This is a genomic window from Natrinema gelatinilyticum (genome assembly GCF_024266705.1).
Lineage (GTDB): Archaea > Halobacteriota > Halobacteria > Halobacteriales > Natrialbaceae > Natrinema > Natrinema gelatinilyticum.
The window spans coordinates 2,812,336-2,830,419 of sequence record NZ_CP100756.1 but is presented as its reverse complement, the minus strand read 5'-3'; the positions used below and the strand labels follow the sequence as shown (position 1 = coordinate 2,830,419).

The 18,084-nt window shown below is 62.2% G+C and carries 17 protein-coding genes and 1 pseudogene; 8 read left to right on the top strand and 10 right to left on the bottom strand.

Features of this window, described 5'->3' with window-relative positions:
* Positions 1–582: 582 nt before the first annotated feature.
* From NJU76_RS13875 to NJU76_RS13855, 5 genes are all read right to left on the bottom strand, one after another.
* Positions 583–2,865 carry a DUF7527 domain-containing protein gene (locus NJU76_RS13875; protein WP_254529670.1) on the bottom strand — a complete coding sequence of 761 codons (2,283 nt, stop codon included), beginning with the start codon at positions 2,863–2,865 and terminating at the stop codon, positions 583–585.
* A gap of 58 nt (positions 2,866–2,923) precedes the next feature.
* Positions 2,924–3,202, bottom strand: a complete 279-nt coding sequence (locus NJU76_RS13870; protein WP_006181940.1) for a UPF0058 family protein — start codon at positions 3,200–3,202, stop codon at positions 2,924–2,926.
* Positions 3,203–3,374: 172 nt separating this feature from the next.
* Complete coding sequence (locus NJU76_RS13865) at positions 3,375–4,007, bottom strand: DUF998 domain-containing protein (RefSeq protein ID WP_254529669.1); 633 nt, start codon at positions 4,005–4,007, stop codon at positions 3,375–3,377.
* A 174-nt stretch (positions 4,008–4,181) separates the two neighbouring features.
* Positions 4,182–5,354: an ABC transporter ATP-binding protein gene (locus NJU76_RS13860; protein ID WP_254529667.1), complete on the bottom strand. Its 1,173-nt coding sequence runs from the start codon at positions 5,352–5,354 to the stop codon at positions 4,182–4,184.
* Positions 5,355–5,462: 108 nt separating this feature from the next.
* Positions 5,463–5,933 carry a DUF5793 family protein gene (locus NJU76_RS13855; protein WP_254529665.1) on the bottom strand — a complete coding sequence of 157 codons (471 nt, stop codon included), beginning with the start codon at positions 5,931–5,933 and terminating at the stop codon, positions 5,463–5,465.
* Positions 5,934–6,451: 518 nt separating this feature from the next.
* Here NJU76_RS13855 and NJU76_RS13850 point away from each other — a divergent pair.
* The 4 genes from NJU76_RS13850 to NJU76_RS13835 are packed head-to-tail and all read left to right on the top strand — an operon-like array spanning position 6,452 to position 9,151.
* On the top strand, positions 6,452–6,925 hold the full coding sequence (locus tag NJU76_RS13850; RefSeq protein ID WP_254529663.1) for a 30S ribosomal protein S15: 474 nt from the start codon (positions 6,452–6,454) through the stop codon (positions 6,923–6,925).
* 12 nt (positions 6,926–6,937) lie between these two features.
* Positions 6,938–8,158, top strand: a complete 1,221-nt coding sequence (locus NJU76_RS13845) for an exonuclease (protein ID WP_254529661.1) — start codon at positions 6,938–6,940, stop codon at positions 8,156–8,158.
* A complete protein-coding gene (locus NJU76_RS13840) occupies positions 8,155–8,505 on the top strand; it encodes a KEOPS complex subunit Pcc1 (protein ID WP_254529659.1) in 351 nt (116 codons plus the stop codon). The genes NJU76_RS13845 and NJU76_RS13840 overlap by 4 nt, the downstream gene beginning before the upstream one ends.
* 4 nt (positions 8,506–8,509) lie before the next feature.
* On the top strand, positions 8,510–9,151 hold the full coding sequence (locus NJU76_RS13835; protein ID WP_254529657.1) for a 30S ribosomal protein S3ae: 642 nt from the start codon (positions 8,510–8,512) through the stop codon (positions 9,149–9,151).
* 83 nt (positions 9,152–9,234) lie between these two features.
* Here NJU76_RS13835 and NJU76_RS13830 read toward each other — a convergent pair whose 3' ends face one another.
* Positions 9,235–9,672: a cupredoxin domain-containing protein gene (locus tag NJU76_RS13830; RefSeq protein ID WP_254529655.1), complete on the bottom strand. Its 438-nt coding sequence runs from the start codon at positions 9,670–9,672 to the stop codon at positions 9,235–9,237.
* Positions 9,673–9,855: 183 nt separating this feature from the next.
* On the opposite strand from NJU76_RS13830, the gene NJU76_RS13825 reads away from it, so the two are divergent.
* The 4 genes and pseudogenes from NJU76_RS13825 to NJU76_RS13815 form a co-directional block, all read left to right on the top strand.
* Positions 9,856–10,581, top strand: a complete 726-nt coding sequence (locus NJU76_RS13825; protein ID WP_254529653.1) for a protein sorting system archaetidylserine synthase — start codon at positions 9,856–9,858, stop codon at positions 10,579–10,581.
* Between the two features lie 66 nt (positions 10,582–10,647).
* Positions 10,648–11,988, top strand: a complete 1,341-nt coding sequence (locus NJU76_RS13820) for a HEAT repeat domain-containing protein (protein ID WP_254529651.1) — start codon at positions 10,648–10,650, stop codon at positions 11,986–11,988.
* 220 nt (positions 11,989–12,208) lie between these two features.
* Positions 12,209–12,331, top strand: coding sequence for a hypothetical protein (locus tag NJU76_RS27060; RefSeq protein WP_425604279.1), 123 nt, complete (start codon positions 12,209–12,211; stop codon positions 12,329–12,331).
* 21 nt (positions 12,332–12,352) lie between these two features.
* Positions 12,353–13,971 (top strand): annotated as a pseudogene (locus NJU76_RS13815) (phospholipase D-like domain-containing protein); the annotation flags it as partial.
* A 62-nt stretch (positions 13,972–14,033) separates the two neighbouring features.
* Here the strand turns inward: NJU76_RS13815 and NJU76_RS13810 are convergent.
* From NJU76_RS13810 to sufB, 4 genes are all read right to left on the bottom strand, one after another.
* On the bottom strand, positions 14,034–14,462 hold the full coding sequence (locus tag NJU76_RS13810; protein ID WP_254529649.1) for a metal-dependent transcriptional regulator: 429 nt from the start codon (positions 14,460–14,462) through the stop codon (positions 14,034–14,036).
* A gap of 121 nt (positions 14,463–14,583) precedes the next feature.
* Positions 14,584–15,078 carry a ferritin-like domain-containing protein gene (locus tag NJU76_RS13805; RefSeq protein ID WP_254523446.1) on the bottom strand — a complete coding sequence of 165 codons (495 nt, stop codon included), beginning with the start codon at positions 15,076–15,078 and terminating at the stop codon, positions 14,584–14,586.
* Between the two features lie 304 nt (positions 15,079–15,382).
* Positions 15,383–16,603: a Fe-S cluster assembly protein SufD gene (gene sufD / locus NJU76_RS13800; RefSeq protein WP_254529647.1), complete on the bottom strand. Its 1,221-nt coding sequence runs from the start codon at positions 16,601–16,603 to the stop codon at positions 15,383–15,385.
* 1 nt (position 16,604) lies between these two features.
* Positions 16,605–18,035, bottom strand: coding sequence for a Fe-S cluster assembly protein SufB (gene sufB, locus NJU76_RS13795; protein WP_254529645.1), 1,431 nt, complete (start codon positions 18,033–18,035; stop codon positions 16,605–16,607).
* Positions 18,036–18,084: the final 49 nt, after the last annotated feature.

Sequence of the window (18,084 nt, the reverse complement as noted above, 5' to 3'; positions counted from 1 at the left end):
ACTTCACGGGTTACGCCGGGCTGTGTCGGGCCCTGGTGAAGGGGCTGACCTCTACGGCCACCAGTCTCGTGCTAGCGACACGGTGGAATACCGTTGTCCACATAAGCCACACTGCGTCGGCGGTGATACCACACAGTCTCACCGGGCGCACAAGTCGTGGTGAATGTGGTCGGATATGTATTGCTCCCACGTGACCGGCATCGCGGTTGGAAGCCGCTTTCGGTAGGGTGTCGAGAGCGCGGAGGGAATGAAAGTCCGTTGCGTCAGCAGCGCGGGACAAAACGCGGACGCCCCGCGCCACCGTGCGCGGGGTACTTCACACAAGCGAAGCAGTCAGGCCGATGGCACGGCCCGTGTCCTCGGAAATTACCGATTTCCGGAATGGCGAAAACGCGTCGCGTTTTCGAGCACGGTTCGAGTGAGGCGACCACGACTGGTCGGAGTCACCACGTTCTCCCCGTTCCATCGACCAGCGTACAAACCCGAATACCGTCCACCGTGACGGGACTATCGCCTCCGGCGAGTCGGAGACCGGCTGAGATTCCCACGGAGGAAACCGCGCCGTGAACGGCGCGAAGGATGTCATAACTCGGGGACGTTCATGTGGAACCCTTCGGACCGCGATTCGACCAGACAGAGGTGATAGCCCTTCTTCCGCGAGAAGTTGACGTAACTCAGTTTCGAACCGCGGCTGAGAAAGCCGCTGCTCGTGGCCTGTTCTGCCACCTCGAGTGCGCCTGGCTCGAAATAACTCGAGGTGACGGCGACCGACGCCGCAAGCGACGGGTAATCCGCTTTCACCGCGGATGACGCCTCTTCCAATTGCTCGAGCAACTCCCTCGAAACCGGCTCGCGCGAATCGTTGAGGGTGGCCAATACGAGCGGGTTCCGCATCTTGTCGTACGCGACGACGTCGAAGGTGACCTGATCGGGGACGTCCTCCGTCTCGTCGTCCGCGAGTGAGATGGTCGAGCCGAGTTCGGCCCGATCGATTCGGGGAATCGCGTCGTACAGATCCGCCACTCTGTTCGCGTTCCCGGTGTCACGGATCTCGTGGAGGACCAACTCGGTGAGCCACTTGATGAACCGGTACTCCATCGACGACGTGAGAAAGTCCTCGTAAGGCTCACCGTCGACGACCACGTCGGCCGAGTCGAACTGTGTGTGGTGTTCGAGCCGCAGGTTCGATGCGACCTCAACGCGATCGGCAGCACCGTCGTGAGCCGTCTCGAGGGTCGGTTGGCTCTTCGATGTATACCGAACGAAGAGGTTCGTTCCAGAGAGCGCCTGGTCGGGCGAGAGCGCCGTTCCGGTGGTCGAACCAACTTCAGCCGCACCGGTACCGCTTTCTCGTGCCCGTTTCAGCTCTGTCTCGAGTTCCTGGATTCTGGATTGAAGTTGTTCGACCGCGACTGAGAGGTCTTCGTTTTGGGACTGCAATTGATTACGGTCCGCTTTGACTTCCTCCGATTCCGTCAGGACCACATCGCGTTGCTCCTGCAGCGTCTCAAGTTTCTCGGAGATGGCAGAGACCCGGTTCTGCTCCTGCTGGTCAGTGGACTGAGACGATCGAGTACCGGCGCCCTCCCGCTGGCCCGTCTGGAATCGGGACGTGCTATCGCGACTGCCGGACGAAGCGCCTCCGGTTGCCGATTCCCTCGTCGAGGTCGATCCCCGCGAGTCGGACTGTGCGTTCGGCGACGCGCCGCCTTCGGCGGCGTCCGCGTCGGAGACCGTCGACGACCGGCCCGTACTCGCGTTCCGACTGCCGATACTCGATGTCGTCACCATCTTTGTTTCGCTGTCGTCCGGATCGATCGATGGAATGCGGCGGGTTTCCCGCCATTCTTCCTCGCGTTCGAACTGCTCCTCGAGATCGTCTCCATCGGTTTTGGTCGCGTCGTCCGCTGTCGGTGACGAACCGTCTGTATCCAGGAGTGCGCTGTCGACTTCGGTGTCCTCCTCTACCCATGAGATGTTGCGATCCAGTTCTCTGGCCGCGGCTTCGATCTCTGCGAGATCTGGATCCGTCGGACCATCGGTCTCAGTCGGTTCGTCGACGGACCCTTCGGACCCTGTCTCGATCGACGACGAACGGATCGTATCGTCGCCAGCATTCTCGGCGAGTTCGTCTCCGTCCAGTGTCCGGGGTCCGACGGCGTCGTCCGACGGGGTCGGATCGGGGTCGGCGTCCGCATCGTCACCGGTTGGGATGCCGACTCCAATCTCGGACTCGGTCGCATCGGTCCCGATTTCGGTCGGTCGCTCGGGCTCTCGACTCGAGTCGCGGTCCGCCGCGTCTTCCGAATCAGTCCCACCACCGGCCGTTCCGGGAACGTCCGTGACATCGATCTCTACGTCGAGTACCTCGTAGATGCCCACTTCGTCGGCTGCACGGTCGAACGCTTCCTCGCCGGTGAGCAGGCGCTCAGCGTTACCGATGTAGGCGGCGGCCATCCGACGACCGCCGTAGTAGACGGCATAATAGTCGCCACTGAGCACGTTTTCGCTCAGTTCGATGTAGCCCGTAAACGAACCGTTCTGGAGGGTCTCGTCCACTTCCTGGAGTGGCGTTTCGTTCGTATAGTAATTCGCTCGTGTCTCACCGCCGTGTTCTTCCATCGTACAGAGCAACGGCAGCGATGGATGGGGGGCCTCGTATTGCGTTCCGGAGGCGGACTCGAAGTCCTCGATTTCACCGTCGAAGATGCCGACGATTCTCCCGTTGAGCAGAAAGAGCCACGAGCCTGCCGCCGAGACGGCACCCGAGAAATTAGCAGCAGCAAGATTGGAGAGGCCATCGAAACCGCCGCTAAACGGACGGGAACCCCACTCCTCGACGCGCTCTTGCGTGCGCGAGTCCATACTGTCAACAAGCGGGAACCGAACCAAATATGTTTCGCCTAGAATGCGTCTAGATTTTCTAGATTTTCGATTCCGCGTCCTCGGCGAGTTCCTTCATCCGCTTGCCGATCCGTCCGGCGCTCGAGAACTCGTCTTCGCTCATCGCGCTCGCGAGCGCGTTGCCGAGGACGAAGACGGCGTGTTTGTGTTCGCTCTTCGATTTGTGCACGTGAGAGGGATCGACGTCGAGCTGACGGTAGGGATCGAACAGCGTTTCGTCGACCTCCTCGCGCTCCGAGAAGTACTCCATGATGACGACGAGTTCTTCGTGAAGTTCGAGGAGTTCGTCTTTATGCATACACGCTGGTATGGACGGTTTCGATTTAAGCATTGTGTGGCCTGCAATGGCAAATTCGTGGGGGAGCGCTCAGCGAACGGTTCGATCGTTCTTCTGCTGTCGACAGACGCGCGGGTCACGGGGCGTCAACAGACATCAGTCGGTACGATTTCACATCGACGAACGAATCGCGTCAATAGGACCCAGTATCGTCCCGGCGGTGTAACACGACCGCAATCACGAGGATCCACCCGCCGAACGCGACAGCGGCGACGAACTCGGGGACGGCGAACCACGATCCGGTATCCGTTTCCCCACCGATCGCTACCAACCAGCCGAGCCAGGCCAGCGGGTGGACGTTCCCGAACCAGAACGAGGCGATCGCGAGCGGGCCGTCCTCTGCCAGTGCCGCCCCGGTAGCGTAGACCCAACTTGCGAACGGGGCGACGCCGAACACGGTCAACGCGGCAACACCGTGCAGGCTAGTCTCGAGATAGAGGGCCGTGTGCTCGAGGAAGAAGACCCCAACGCCGACCATCCCGACCACAGCGACGGCGATCAGGGTAATACCGAGGCGTTCTACGGTGTTTCGGCTCGCAGACCAGAGCCGCCAGACGAACGGGATGCTGATCAGACCGCCGAGGATCAGGCCACCGTTGAACAGGAGGAACGTCGGGGCGCCGTACCGGCCCATATCAGAGAGAGCCCGTTCGCCCCAGGTAAACGTCTCAGGCGGCGCGAGGACCATCGCGAGGACGATCGCCCCCAGCGATACGGCTGGCCCGGCGACACCGCAGTACGTCGCGATTTTCGTCCTGTCGACCATGTAATTCTATCTGAGCGGACTACCGTATCAAAGTGTCTGTTCGAATTGGTGAAGGGTATCAGAAACGGTCGGTCACTGTCGGAATTCGGTACTCGGAACCAGCAATCAACGGTCAGTGCACGCGGTCGACGTCCGAGATAGTGGAATACGGAAACGGGATCGGAATCCGTTCGATTACTCGGTGCTGGTGACCGACGTCTCCGTTTTTAGATCTGCATCCTGGCGGTGACCTGCGGGGAACCAGGCGAGTTCGTGGTCAGCGGTGACCCGAACCCGAACGCGTTCGTCCAGATCGATCTGGTCTGAGTGATTGTGCATACATTCGATCGTGTCGCCGCTGTCGAGTTCGACGCGGTACAGAACCGTCGGGCCGAGATAGCGCCGGTACACGACGCGACCGTCGGATTCGTCGCCCGTGGCGGGATACGCTGTTACGTCGTCGGGGCGAACGAGGAGGTCGACTGTGGAGCCGTCGTACTGGTGGGCCAGTCCGTGGACGTCGTCCCGAAGGACGCGGCCAAGCGCCGTGTCGACGCTGTCGCCGTGGACGTCGCCCGGGAGAAAGCTGGCGTGTCCGAGGAAGCCGGCGACGAATCTCGACTCGGGTTGCTGGAAGACACGCTGGGGAGTATCGATCTGCTCGATCGTGCCGTCGTTCATCACGGCGACGCGATCGGAGATCGAAAGCGCCTCCTCTTGATCGTGAGTGACCGAAATGGCGGTGACGCCGGTCTCCTTGAGGATCCGTCGCACTTCCTCGCGCATCTCGACGCGCAGATCGACGTCCAGACTCGAGAACGGCTCGTCGAGCAACAGCATTTCGGGTTCGGGTGCCAGCGATCGTGCCAGTGCGATCCGCTGTTGCTGACCGCCGGACAGTTCGTCCGGGTAGTGGTCCCCGTGGGCCTCGAGGCCCACGAGGTCGAGGAGGTCGTCGACGCGGTTCCCGCGGTCGGCTTTATTCCGGTCTTGCAGGCCGAAGGCGACGTTTTCGCGGGCGCTCAGGTGCGGAAACAGTGCGAAGTCCTGAAAGACGACGCCGACGTTGCGTTCCTCGGGCGGGACGAACTGTCCATCGCCCGAGACGGTTTCGTCCTGTAACGTAACTCGGCCGGCAGCGGGTTTCTCGAGGCCGGCGATTAGTCGGAGCGTGGTCGTCTTCCCGCACCCGGAGGGACCGAGTAGCGTCAGAATTTCCCCCTCGCGAACGGATAGCGAGAGGTTGCCGATGACCTCCTCGCTGCCGTAGTGTTTCGCGATTCCGTCGAGTTCGAGAACCGTCTCCTCCGTCGTATGTTCTCGTGTTTGGTCCTCGACCGCTGTCGTAAGCAGTTGTCCGTCCGACATTGTTCAGATCCCCCGGCTGAAGCCGGCGCACATCTCTTTAGGCACGCCTAAATCACTTATAGCTGCCGGTCTGCTGGCAGATGTCGAGGCACGAATGACCACGATGAGTCAGAGTTCGACGCCGCTCGGAATCAGGCTGTGTTGGCGGAGTAGACTTCCCTCGTCGTCATAGACGAGGAACGTCCGTTTATCGTAGGTGACGAACGGCTCGCCGTCGAGCGTAATTTCGACGGTATACCGTCCCTCGTCGTCGCCCGTCGACTCACCGTACCCCCGTGCGGCCCGGATGAACTGGAGCACGTCCGCCGCGTCCTCGTTGAGTTCGAGGATGAACTCGCCGGTGATACGATTGGTCACGCTCACTACTCCCGCGGTGGCCGTCCCGATCGGTCCCTGCAATCGAAGGGCCGCGTCCGTTTCGCTCGCCTCGAGAACGTCGCCGTCGGGGCCAGTCAGGCGCTCGCGAAGCATCGTCGCCGGGCCGGTGAAGTCGATCGACACCGAGGGTTTTTCAGGTGCGTCGTCGGTTTCGACCCAGTCGATATTGATTACGTCTAATGTGAAGTGCTCGCGCCTCATTCCGTACCCGTTGCTTCGTACTCCCGTGGTATGAACGTAACGCACGACATCTCAATGGAGAGGATGGTTTGTCGATCGAACGTCATCGTCGACCCCGAACTCGAGTCGGCCAATCAGCCGTCTCCTTCATCACCGTAGCGTCCGGACGTGTCACGAAACTCGTTCGATGTAGCCGTCAGATCACAGTAGACCGATGACGCCCGTTACCGTTCTCCCGCTGGGGCTCGCGGTCGTCCGCTGAATCGATCCCCGTGCCACCCCGCTTCAGTCTCCCGTGAGTCCGCCGCTGCGATCAGTGTTCGACCGTCGCGATCCGACCGCTCGTCCCACGCGACGGTCATGTAGAAACCCTTTAGTCGCCGACGAAAGAATCCCCACTGGGAAACGCACGGCCGCAAATCTGACAGCGTCACTCACTCTCTCGAGTGACTCGGGATTGCGGAAGTGTACGACGAGAACCGGTTGTCCCGGTTTTCGACGGTATATTCGAGCGGTCAGTGCGGTTCCTATCCTCACCAATGGCACGAATGCACACCCGCCGCCGCGGCTCGTCCGGGTCGGACAAGCCGGCGGCAGACGAACCACCGGAGTGGAGCGACGTCGACTCGGGCGATATCGAAGACCGAGTCGTCGAAATGGCAGAGCAGGGCTACGATCCCAGTCAGATCGGGATGAAGCTACGAGACGAAGGCGTTACGGGGACGCCCGTCCCGGACGTCAAACTGGCGACCGGGAAGAAAATCTCCGAGATACTCGAAGAAAACGACGCTCGAGCGGACATTCCCGAAGACCTTCGGAACCTGATGGAGCGCGCAGTTCGTCTGCGCGAACACGTCCGAGAGAACCCGCAGGACTACCAGAACAAGCGCTCCTTGCAGAATACCGAGTCGAAAGTGCGCCGTCTGGTAGACTATTACCGCGGCGACGAACTCGAGCCCGACTTCACGTACTCCTACGAGGTCGCGGCCGACCTGCTCGAAGACACCCAATAACAGCACTAGATCATGTCCACCGAGGGTCGATCCGCCGCGTCGTCCGCCGTGCGCGCACTCGAGAGCGCCGGCTTCGTCCGCCTGGTCGTCCGGGCAGACGGCGACGCACTCGCGGCGAGCGGACTCCTCGCGAGGGCTCTCGCGGCCGACGAAACGCCGTTCCAGGTGTCCGTCGGCCGGACAGTCACGGAGCGATCGGAACGCGTCCGCGCGCCGTCGGACGACGACGTCACGGTCGTTTTCGGGACCGCCAACGGACCCGACGACGAAACCGTCGTCAGACTCGCAGCGACGGACAGACCGGCAACGCTCGAGGCGGTTGATCACGTCCGGGAATTCGGTGCGTCGCCGGATCCGATACTCGCGCTCGCAGGCGTCGTCGCGAGCGGTGGTGAGCCAGGTGCAGGCGAGACCGAATGGCTTCTCGAGACCGCACGTGAACGCGGGCTCCTCGAGCAGCGACCGGGCGTTGCGGTTCCGACCGCTAATCCGGTCGATGGCCTCGTCTACACGACGCGAGTGCGTACACCGTGGTCCGGCGATCCCGACGCGACTCGCGAGGCGCTTTCCGATGTCGCCGGGAGCGACCCGACCAACCTCGCCGTCGATGACCATCGAGCGATCGGCTCGCTGGTCGCACTCGACGCCGTCGGTGCCGAAGCGTCGGCTGACGTCGCCGCGGAATCGATCGGAGGAGTGTTACGGCCGTACGCGACGCCCGACCACCCCTTCGCGACGCTCGGCGGGTTCGCCGACGTCCTCGAGGCGACGGCGAGAACGGAGCCCGGAACGGGAGCCGCGCTCGCGATGGGCCACGAGGTGACCGATTCGGCGCTGGCCGCCTGGCGCGACCGTGGGCGTCGCGCTCACGCTACCCTCGGGGAGGCGACGACTGGCCGGTACGACGGACTGTTCGTCCTCAGCATCGACGACGGGCCCGTCGAAGCAGTCGCCCGGATCGCGGCGGCCTACCGGTCCCCAGAACCGGCCGTTCTCGCGGTTGGAACCGGCGAAGCCGCGATCGCGACTCACAGCACCGCTCCTCTGGGAACGACCATCGAAGGCATCGCTCGTGAATTCGAAGGCGCGGTCTCGGAGACGGAAACGACCGGTTCCGACTCGGACTCGGGTTCCGGCGTCGCGTACGATGTCGGCCATCGACGCGGCTACCTGCGATACGACCCTGAGATGGACGAATCGACGATCATCACGACAGTGAGGGAGTTGCTATGAGCCGACGAGCGACGATCCGGACGGATCACGACGATCCGGCACTCCTCGCACGGGCAATTCGCCCCGACAATACCGACGAAATGTCGACGTCCGTCGATCGAGCCGCCGGGGGGACCGATTCCGGCGACGACACCCCTGTCGGCGAATCCGGCGAGGGTACCGGCGGCACCCTCGTCACGCGGATCGACCGCGAAACGACGAGCGGCCTCCGGTCGACGGTCGACGACTACGTGGTCAACCTGTCGGTCGCGATTGACGTCGCGACCCACACACAGATAGTACAGCACGCACAACCGACGGACACGGGATCTGTGTCCGACACTCCAAGCGACTCAGATACGAGATAACACAATGAGTGAACGATCAGTTTCACGCACAAAACAAGAGAAGCGGTGGTACACCGTTCTGGCACCCGAACAGTTCGACCGTCAGGAACTCGGTGAGACCCCCGCCGACGAACCGGATAAGGTCTACGGCCGAACGATCGAAACGACGCTCGGCGAACTGACCAACAACGCCAGCGAGAACAATACGAAGCTCACCTTCAAAGTGTCCGACGTAGGCAGCGACAGCGCGTACACGGAGTTCAAAGAACACTCCCTGACCCGCGACTACCTGCGCTCGCTGGTCCGTCGCGGCGCCTCGAAGATCGAAGCCTACGTTACCGTCCTCACGACGGACGACTATCGCGTCCAGATCCAGCCCGTCGCCTTCACGACCAAAAAGGCCGACGCGAGCCAGGAGAAGGCCATCCGCGAGACGATGGTCGAGATGGTCGAAGACGCAGCCGCAGAGCGCTCGTTCGAAGAGCTCATCGACGGCGTCGTCGAAGGACGACTCTCCTCGGCGATCTACGGCGAAGCCAAGACGATCTACCCGCTTCGCCGCGTCGAGATCCAGAAGGCGACCCTCGAGGCCCACCCCGAGGAAGTCGCCGAAGAGGAAGCGACTTCGGTCGACGTCGACGACGAAGACGTCGCCGCCGACGACTAATACCGTACTGCGAGCGAGAGTCGTTTTTGAAGCCGTTTGCTGTTCCCTCGATCAGATTCGCCTCCGGGTGCTCGAGTCGGCCATCACTCGGAGACGACGACCTCGCCGGTCATATTCGCGCGTTCGTGGGGAATACAGAAGTATTCGTACGTCCCCGGAACGTCGAACGTGTGTTCGAACGTCTCGCGCGTTCCGAGGCCACCAGCGCGCTCCCCCTGCCACGCGTTGTACGCAGTCTCCTGATCCGCGAAGCCGCCGGAGGCGAAGAACGCCGCGTCGTCCGGAATGCGGCTTTCGTAGGCCGTAACGGTGTGATCCGCCTCGCTCGTGTTCTTCCAGATGATGGTGTCGCCGACGGAGATTTCGTAGGTGTCGGGGAGGAATTCGGTCCGGTTCATGCCAACGTGGCAGTCCTCGCCGCTGCAGGGATCGTCCTCGAAAACAGACAGCGCGGACGAACACCCCGCCAGACTGACCGAGAGGGCGGTTCCGACGGCGGCGAGATAGCGGCGCCGTTGCATATCGAGACGTTAGGAGAGTCGTCGTATAACCGCCCCGGTTCACTCCTCGAAACTGGGAATAGGGAAGAAACGGACCGGCGCTCGGACGAGCGCGGAATCCGACCTGAAAGTATGAACGAAATACGCGCGAGGGTCCCGCAGAAACGAAAACACGTAAGGTAGCTCCCCGTCGAATCCGGGCATATGTTCCCCCGGTTCGTCGGTCGGCTGGGCGTCGCCGACGCGGTGACAATCGCCAACGCCGCGCTGGGGTTCGTCGCGGTCGCCGCGGCGGTCGTCGATATCGACCTCGCCGCACGGGTCGTTCTCCTGGCGGCCATCGCGGACGGCCTCGACGGGATCCTCGCGCGACGGTTCGGCGGTACCGACGCCGGTCCGTACCTGGACTCACTGGCCGACGTGTCTTCTTTCGCCGTCGCCCCTGCCGTCCTCTCGTTCACCGTCGTCAAAGACGGCCTCGGGGTCGAATTCGATGCACTCAGTGCCGAACTCCTGATCGTGACCGCGGTCTGTGCGCTGTTCGTCGCGATGGCCGTCACCCGTCTGGGGATGTACACCGCCTACGATGTCTCTGGCAGTCACACCGAAGGCGTTCAAACGACGCTCGCCGCGACCGTGCTAGGCGCGGCGATCCTGACTGGCGAGACCCAGCCCTGGCTCGTCCTCGCGATCACCGGCACGTTCTGCTACCTGATGGTCTCGAAAATTCAGTATCCCGACTTGCTAACTCGAGACGCCGCAATCATGGGTGTCGTCCACGCGCTGGCGATTCTCGTTCCGGCGTTCGCCGGCCGGGCATTCCCGTACGCGCTCTTGACGCTCGGACTCGCGTACACGACACTCAGCCCCTGGTTCTACTGGCGAGAGGACGGCTATTCGGACGCGGTCGACGTGCATGGAAACGCTTAGGGCCGTGCTGACACGACAGTCTGGTATGTACACTGTCACGCGTCGGCGTCGTCCCCGGGTGGTACGATGAGCGAGGACGAGGCGAACGGTGACGAGGCGGCCGCCGAAGACGAAGCAGACGAAGCAGAATCTGTCGATCTCGAGGCGATCGGCGACCGACTCGACGCGCTGGCCGCGGATCTCGAGGAGCGACAGACCGATCTCGAGGCAGCCGATACCGAAGACGACCTCGACGTCGTCGAGGCGGCCCTCGATTCGCTGCGTGATGACCTCGAAGACGTGGACATCCCTGAGCCGCCGGAGACCGACGTAGAGGACGAAGACGAAGAACCTGCGCCGGAAGAGAAACTCCAGGATCGATACGACGATATCGAGAGCGACCTCTCGGACCTCGAGTCCGACCTCGAGGATCAACGCGGTCCCTACGGCGAGGACGTCGTAGACGAAATCACGAGTGCAAGGAACGCGATCACGGGCACCCGCTGGACCGAGGAGGGGACGGCCGAACTGATCGAAGCGGTCGACAGCTTTCTCGACGAACTCAACGACCTGCTGGGCAGTTCGGTGACCCTGATCAACGACGGCGAAGACGTTCCTGAGCAGCTCGAAGCGTCGCTCGATTCCGCCGTCGAGGCCGTCGAGAACGCGAAACTCGACGCTGACGACGACGCCGACACGATCGCCGGTCTCCTCGAGGCGACCGACGACCTCGAGAGCGACATCGACGATGCGACCGAGTGGACTGACCTCGAAATCCGCGAGCGCATGCGCCGCGAGGGATACTACGACGTCCTCGATCACGTCAAGGACTTCCCCCCGGAGTGGCACGCGCTCAAAGTCCACGAAAAGCGAGGCAACGTCGATATGATTCTCCTGGCGCTGGAAACGTTCGACTCCGATTTCATGGAGGAACACTGCATGGAGGCCCTCCAGCGGATGGGGCCAGAAGCGGCCATCGAGCCGATGCTCCAGAAGGCCAACCGCCGCGATCAAGCGGCGATGCGCGTCCTCGGTTCGATCGGCGTCGCCGACGACGAGGTCGTCGAGACGCTGCTCGATTACGTCGATTCCAACCCGAATCTCCAGGGGCCCGCGTTCCGTGCGCTCGGCGAAATCGGCAGCGAGGTGGCCGTCCAACCTATCGCCAACCAGCTTATCGCGGACGAGGCCGACGTCCGGAGCTGGGCCGCCCGTGCGCTGGGCATGATCGGCGACACCCGCGCCATCGAACCGCTTGCAACCGTCCTCGAGGACGACGAATCCGATCGCGTTCGTGCCAGTGCGGCGTGGGCGCTCACTCGAATCGGCACGAGAGACGCCCTCGAAATCGTCGCAGAATACGACGACGACCGGGCCTACCTCGTCCAGGCCGAGGCCGAGCGCGTCGACCTCGGGCCGGTCGCCTGAGACGGTCTGCTGTAACGATACACCGGAACATTCACAGGACGGTCGCGGTTGCTCCGGAACTGACGTACAGCAGTCCCCGTATGAGCAACGCCGAGACGGGTCTACGTTTCAGACCGCTTTCCGGGTTCGACACACGGATAGACGGTGACGGAAAGGGCAGACTCAGACGGACCCGCTCCCCTCCAACACTTTAAGTACGAACAGGCGGCCAGAGGGAGCGATGGACATCCGACGGGCCGCCCTCATCGCTGCACTCGTTTGCGCGCTGGTCGGCAGTACCGCGATATTCCTCGTGGTCACGGTCACGGACGAGTCATCGACGACCGAACCGGCACCGACTTGAGCCGTCTCACCCCCGGACCCGCACTCGACCGCTCTGGCCTGCCCCGCTCGAGCATCGACGAACGGCAGCGCCACCGATCCGCCGTCGAAACCGTGGATCGTGGGCCTCTACCCGAACCCGACCACCGACGAGAACGTCGGAGAATTCGTCGTCCTCGAAATCCCACCCGAAAGCAGGCTTTGGAACTGGACGTTTACGGACGGTCACACGACGGCGGGAATACCGAACGCGCGGATCTCCGGCCGCGTCGCGTTGAGTACGGCGCCGAACGTCACCGAGACGTTGACCGATCTCCCCGTTCTCGGGCTTGAGGGCCACCTCGAACTCGCCGCCGACGGCGACGCTCTGCGACTCCGAAACGGGACGACAACGGTCGATGCAGTGACGTACGATCGCGCACCGGAGGCCGAACGATGGTACCGAAAACCGACCGAACCGACGGTCAGTGGTGGCCCCGAGACGCGACCTGTCTTCCCGTCACCAGCGCTGAAGTCGACGAAATCACGTCGTTCGTCCTCCCGGATGCACCGAACGTTCCACGGGAGACACTCCAGTCCGCCGACAAACGACTCCTGCTCGCCGGCTACACCATCACCTCCGAAGCGATCGCCGCCGAACTCGTGGCGGCGGCCGAGCGCGGCGTCGACGTCGTAGTCCTCTTCGAGGCGAGCCCGGTTGGCGGCACGCCGGCGCCTACCGAAGACGTACTCGAAACGCTGGAGAACGGAAACGTCGAGGTCCGTGTCATCGGGGGAGAGGGCGCCCGGTATCGGTATCACCATCCGAAATACGCGATCGCGGACGACCAAATCCTGGTCACCAGCGAGAACTGGAAGCCGGCGGGCGTGGGCGGTCAGAGTAGCCGCGGGTGGGGCGTTCGTCTCGAGGACGAGGCGCTCGCGGCAGACCTCGCGCGAGTGTTCAGAGCTGACTTCGAAGGCTGGGACACGACTCGAGCCACGGCCTATCGCGCGAACACGTCGTTCGTCGATGGCGAGAATCACGCCGTTTCGTCGGCCAGACCGGCGTTTCTGACCACCCACGAACCGAAAACGGTCCCCGTCGAGTCGGCCGAACTCCTCGTCGCACCGGACAATGCAGACCATCGATTGCAGGACCTGCTCGCCGCAGCCAACAGCGAGATCCTCGTCGTCCAACCCTCTATTGCCGCCGACGTCTCGCTGCTCGAAGCGACCATCGATGCGGCCCGCCGCGGCGTCGACGTTCGTATTTTGCTCGGATCGGCGTGGTACAACGACAGGGAAAACGAGGCACTCGTCGACGACCTCGAGCGTCTCGGGGCAGATGACGATATTCCGCTCGAGGTACGGCTGGTCGAGGATACCGACCGTTTCGAAAAAATTCACGCGAAGGGGATCGTCATCGACCGGGAGGTGGCGGTCGTCGGCAGCGCAAACTGGAATACGAACTCGCTCGAGAACAACCGCGAAGTACTCGTCGCGCTGCACGGAGAGCAGGTCGCGAACTATTACGCGACCGTCTTCGAGGCCGACTGGTCGGGAGACGCGTGGCGATTTCCGATCGGGATCACCGTCCCGGTCATCATCGCTCTCGCCCTGGCGGCCCTCGTCGGAAGACGCTACGTTCGGTTCGGAGATCCACCCTCGAACCCGCGCTAAGCAGTACCGGCGGCAGCTAGCGATCGACCCCGCGTCCCTCGCGTTGCTACGGCGACGTGAATTCAGTCCGCACAGCTACCGGCCTCGAGCAGTTCACAGCAGTCCGCCTCGGGATCGAAACAGTCGGGGCACTGATCGGGCCGGTCGATAATCGTGTCGAGTCGATCGGCGACCGTTTCGTCGATGACGCTCTCCAGCGTGCGTGCTTCGTCGCGGAACTCTTCGACCTCGAGGACGTTTGCGAGGAACCGCTCGATGATACAGTACGTCTGCAAAGCATTGTGAGCGCGTTCGAGTCCCTCGTCGGTCAGACTCGCCCCCTTGTATTTCTCGTGGTCGACGAGTTCTCTGTCCTCGAGTTTCCCGACCATCTCGTTGACACTGGCCGGGCTCACCTCGAGCAAGTCCGCCAGCGTGCCGGTCGAGGCGGGTCCGTCTTCGATTCTCTGGGCCAGATAGATCGCTTTGAGGTATTGGTCGGCAGTGTTCATAATATCCCTCCCGCAGTGTGGTTGCCCGCCGCGTCAGTCTCCCTACGATGCCGAACACGGGCGTCGATGCTCTCGTCGAACGGCGTTGGGACGGGCCCGGCCGTCACGGTCGTCGCTCCGATCATGCTCTGTGTTCCATGATCTCGGTCACTTCTTCGACACCCTCTTTTTCCTCCTCGCGGATCGCATACAGCGTTTCGAGCAGCCGATCCCGATCGACAGCAAACTCGGCTGTTGACGCTTCGATCGCGGCGATCAGGTCGTCGTAGAACTTGTAGGCCGTCTCCTCGTTGGCAAGTTGATCGTAGAGGACGCCGTCCGTATCCTCCGGTGGCCCGTACTGGGCATCGACTAACGCGTTTATTTCCTCGTATCCGACCGTTTCCGCCTCGAGGTCGTCTATCAGCGCCTCAAGCCGCTCGCGGTGTTCGGCCGACTCTCTCGCAGCCTCCGCGAGCAACTCCTCCACCTCTTCGTCGAATTCCGCCCGCTCTTCCGGGGGCAGGGACTCGATATGGTGGGCGGCGCGTGACTCGACGACTTCCTCCAGGACGACCCCGATCTGGAGCAATCGGGTCAACTGGTGGTCGCTCGAGACACGCTGTCCCAGACTCATGGGTGACATACAGGACCGTCGGTACTTATGTTTCCCTATTGCCTTTATCGACCAGTCGATCCGTTTCTACGGTTCGGTGAGACGGACGAGCAGTGCGTGACTGTTCGGCTGGAGCCTCGACGGTCAGCGTGTTCGCACCACGATTCGTGGCTAACAGTTGTTGGTAATACGATTTCTTGGGTCATCGGCGTGGAGGTAGATGCCGTGAGCCTCCGCTTCGCTCTGCATTGCGTTTGCAAACGACGAGTCGAGCCTCGGAGAAAACGTTCCAACCGACCGAAGTCGAGCCACGGTCGAACCGCGATCAGTCGCGTTTGTGAAGGCGTACGGCGATGAGTTCCTCGAGGTCGTCTCGGAGTTCGTCGACGTCGACCTCCGCCAAGACAGGCACGAAGAAGCCTTCGACGAGCATGTTACGCGCAGCACGTGGGTCGACACCTCGAGAGGTCATGTACAGCAGGTCCTCCTCGTCGATCTGACCGACTGTCGCGGAGTGGCTGGCTTCCGTGTCGTGGTTGTTGATGATCAACTTCGGAGACGCGTCGGCCTCGCTCTCGTCGGAGAGCATCAACGTGTTTTCGCGCTGGTAGGAGCTTGTGTCCCAGGCGTCCGCGCCGACGTCCTGAACGCCTTCGTAGACCGAGCGGGCGACGTCGTCCGTGACGCCGCGGGTGACGAGATCGGCGGTCGTATGCTCGGCGCGGTGCCAGACCTTGGCGTCGAGGTCGAAGTGCTGATCGTTGTGACCGTAGAAGGCCCCGACGATCTGCGTTTCCGAGGAGTCGCCGCTGAGTTCCGTCGAGACCTCCGTTTTGGTCAGTTGCGTGCCGAGATTGCCCTCGATCCAGTCGATCGTGGCGTAGGTGTCTGCGACACCGCGCTTTACGGTGAAATTGTATGCATCCTCCGAAAGATTTTGCAGGCTGCCGTACTGCACGTAGCTGTTCTCGCCGGCAACGATTTCAACGACCCCGCTGTAGTACTGCTCTTCGGCTTCCGTACCCGTTGACTGCCGCTCGAGGATCGTCACCGAACTCGATTCTTCAGTGACGACGAGCGTGTAGTTGAACAACGAGCGAGAGTTCTGCTCCGTGCGAACGGTCACGTCTTCGGCGTCGACGCCTTCGGGGACGTAGATGACCGTCCCGGTGCTAAACAGCGCCGTCGAGAGCGCAGTCAGGTAGTTCTCCAGGGGGTCGACGACGGAGCCGAAGTGGTCTTGCAACAGCTTCTCGTGTTCCTGAACCGCCTCGGCCCACGGGAGGACGTCGACCTCGTCCGGACCGAGTTGGTCCTTGTTTTCGGCCGTATTCAGGGGGTCAACGAGGGACTCGAAGTCCAGGTCGTGAAGGTTCGTCCAGTCGCGACCCGGCGTCCGGATAACGTCCGGCATGTCGAGGTCCTCGAGTGACTCGAGTGCTTCGAGGCGGATCTCCGTGAGCCAGTCGGGCTCGTCGAGCCCCTCGCTGATATCGCGTACCTGTTCTTCCGTCAGATTGGCGTGTACCTGTGTTCCTGCGCTCATATTATCCGAGGCTTCCTTCCATCTCGAGTTCGATGAGACGGTTGAGTTCGACCGCGTACTCGATCGGCAGTTCCTCCGTGATCGGCTCGATGAAGCCGGCGACGATCATCTTCTTGGCGTCGTCGTCGTCCAGACCGCGGCTCTGGAGGTAGAAAATGTCCTCGTCGCCGATCTTACCGACGGTCGCTTCGTGTGCGACGTCGACTTTCGATTCCTCGATTTCCATGTACGGCATGGTGTCGGAGGTGGACTCGTTGTCGAACATCAGGGCGTCACACTCGACGGCGGTCGAGGAGTTCTCGGCGCCGTCAGCGATGTGAACGAGACCGCGGTAGTTAGTGCGGCCGCCGTCTTTCGAGATCGACTTGGACTCGATGGTGGAACTCGTGTTCGGCGCGTTGTGGTAGACCTTCGCACCGGTGTCGATGTCCTGGCCCTCGCCGGCGAATGCGATCGTGATGTGGGTGTCGGTCGCTCCGCGACCCTTGAGGATCGAACACGGGTAGAGCATGGTCGCTTTCGAGCCCATGCTACCCGAAACCCACTCCATCGTGCCGTTGGATTCGACGATGGCGCGTTTGGTGTTCAGGTTGAACGTGTTCTTCGACCAGTTCTGGACCGTCGAGTACTGAACGTGTGCGTCCTCGCCGACGAACACCTCGACGCCGCCCGAGTGCAGGTTGTGGGTGCCGTACTTCGGTGCTGAACAGCCCTCGATATAGTGAACTTCGGACCCTTCCTCGGCGATGATGAGCGTGTGCTCGAACTGTCCCATCCCTTCGGAGTTCATCCGGAAGTACGCCTGAACGGGCATCTGTACGGTGACTCCCTCGGGAACGTAGACGAACGACCCGCCGGACCAGACGGCACCGTGCAGCGCGGCGAACTTGTTGTCGCTCGGTGGGACGCACGTCGTCATGAAGTGTTCCTTGACGAGGTCCGGGTGCTCCTGAACCGCGCGGTCCATGTTCATGAAGATGACACCCTTCTCCTCCCACTGTTCCTGCATGTTCTGGTAGACGACTTCGGACTCGTACTGGGCACCGACGCCGGACAGGGCGTTCTTCTCGGCCTCCGGGATACCCAGTTTGTCGAACGTGTCCTTGATCTCGTCGGGCAGTTCCGTCCAGTCGTCGACGCCTTCGCGCTTGTCGACGTCCGGGCGAATGTACGGGACAATCTCTCCGACGTCGAGTTCGGAGAGGTCCGGCATTCCGGGCCAGCCCGACGGCATCGGCATGTTCTGGTACTGCCGGAGCGCACGGAGACGGCGCTCGAGCATCCAGTCTGGCTCGTCCTTGTCCTCGGAGATCATGCGAATGACCTCCTCTGTCAGGCCCTTGTCGGATTTGACCGCAGCGTTCTGTTCTTTCTTGAACTCGAACCGGGCCTCGGTGTCTGTCTCTTTTAGGTGGTCTTGTTCGGAACTCATTGGTTGATCGTAGTTGTGGTTACGGCTGCAACGTTATTACGGTTGTTCT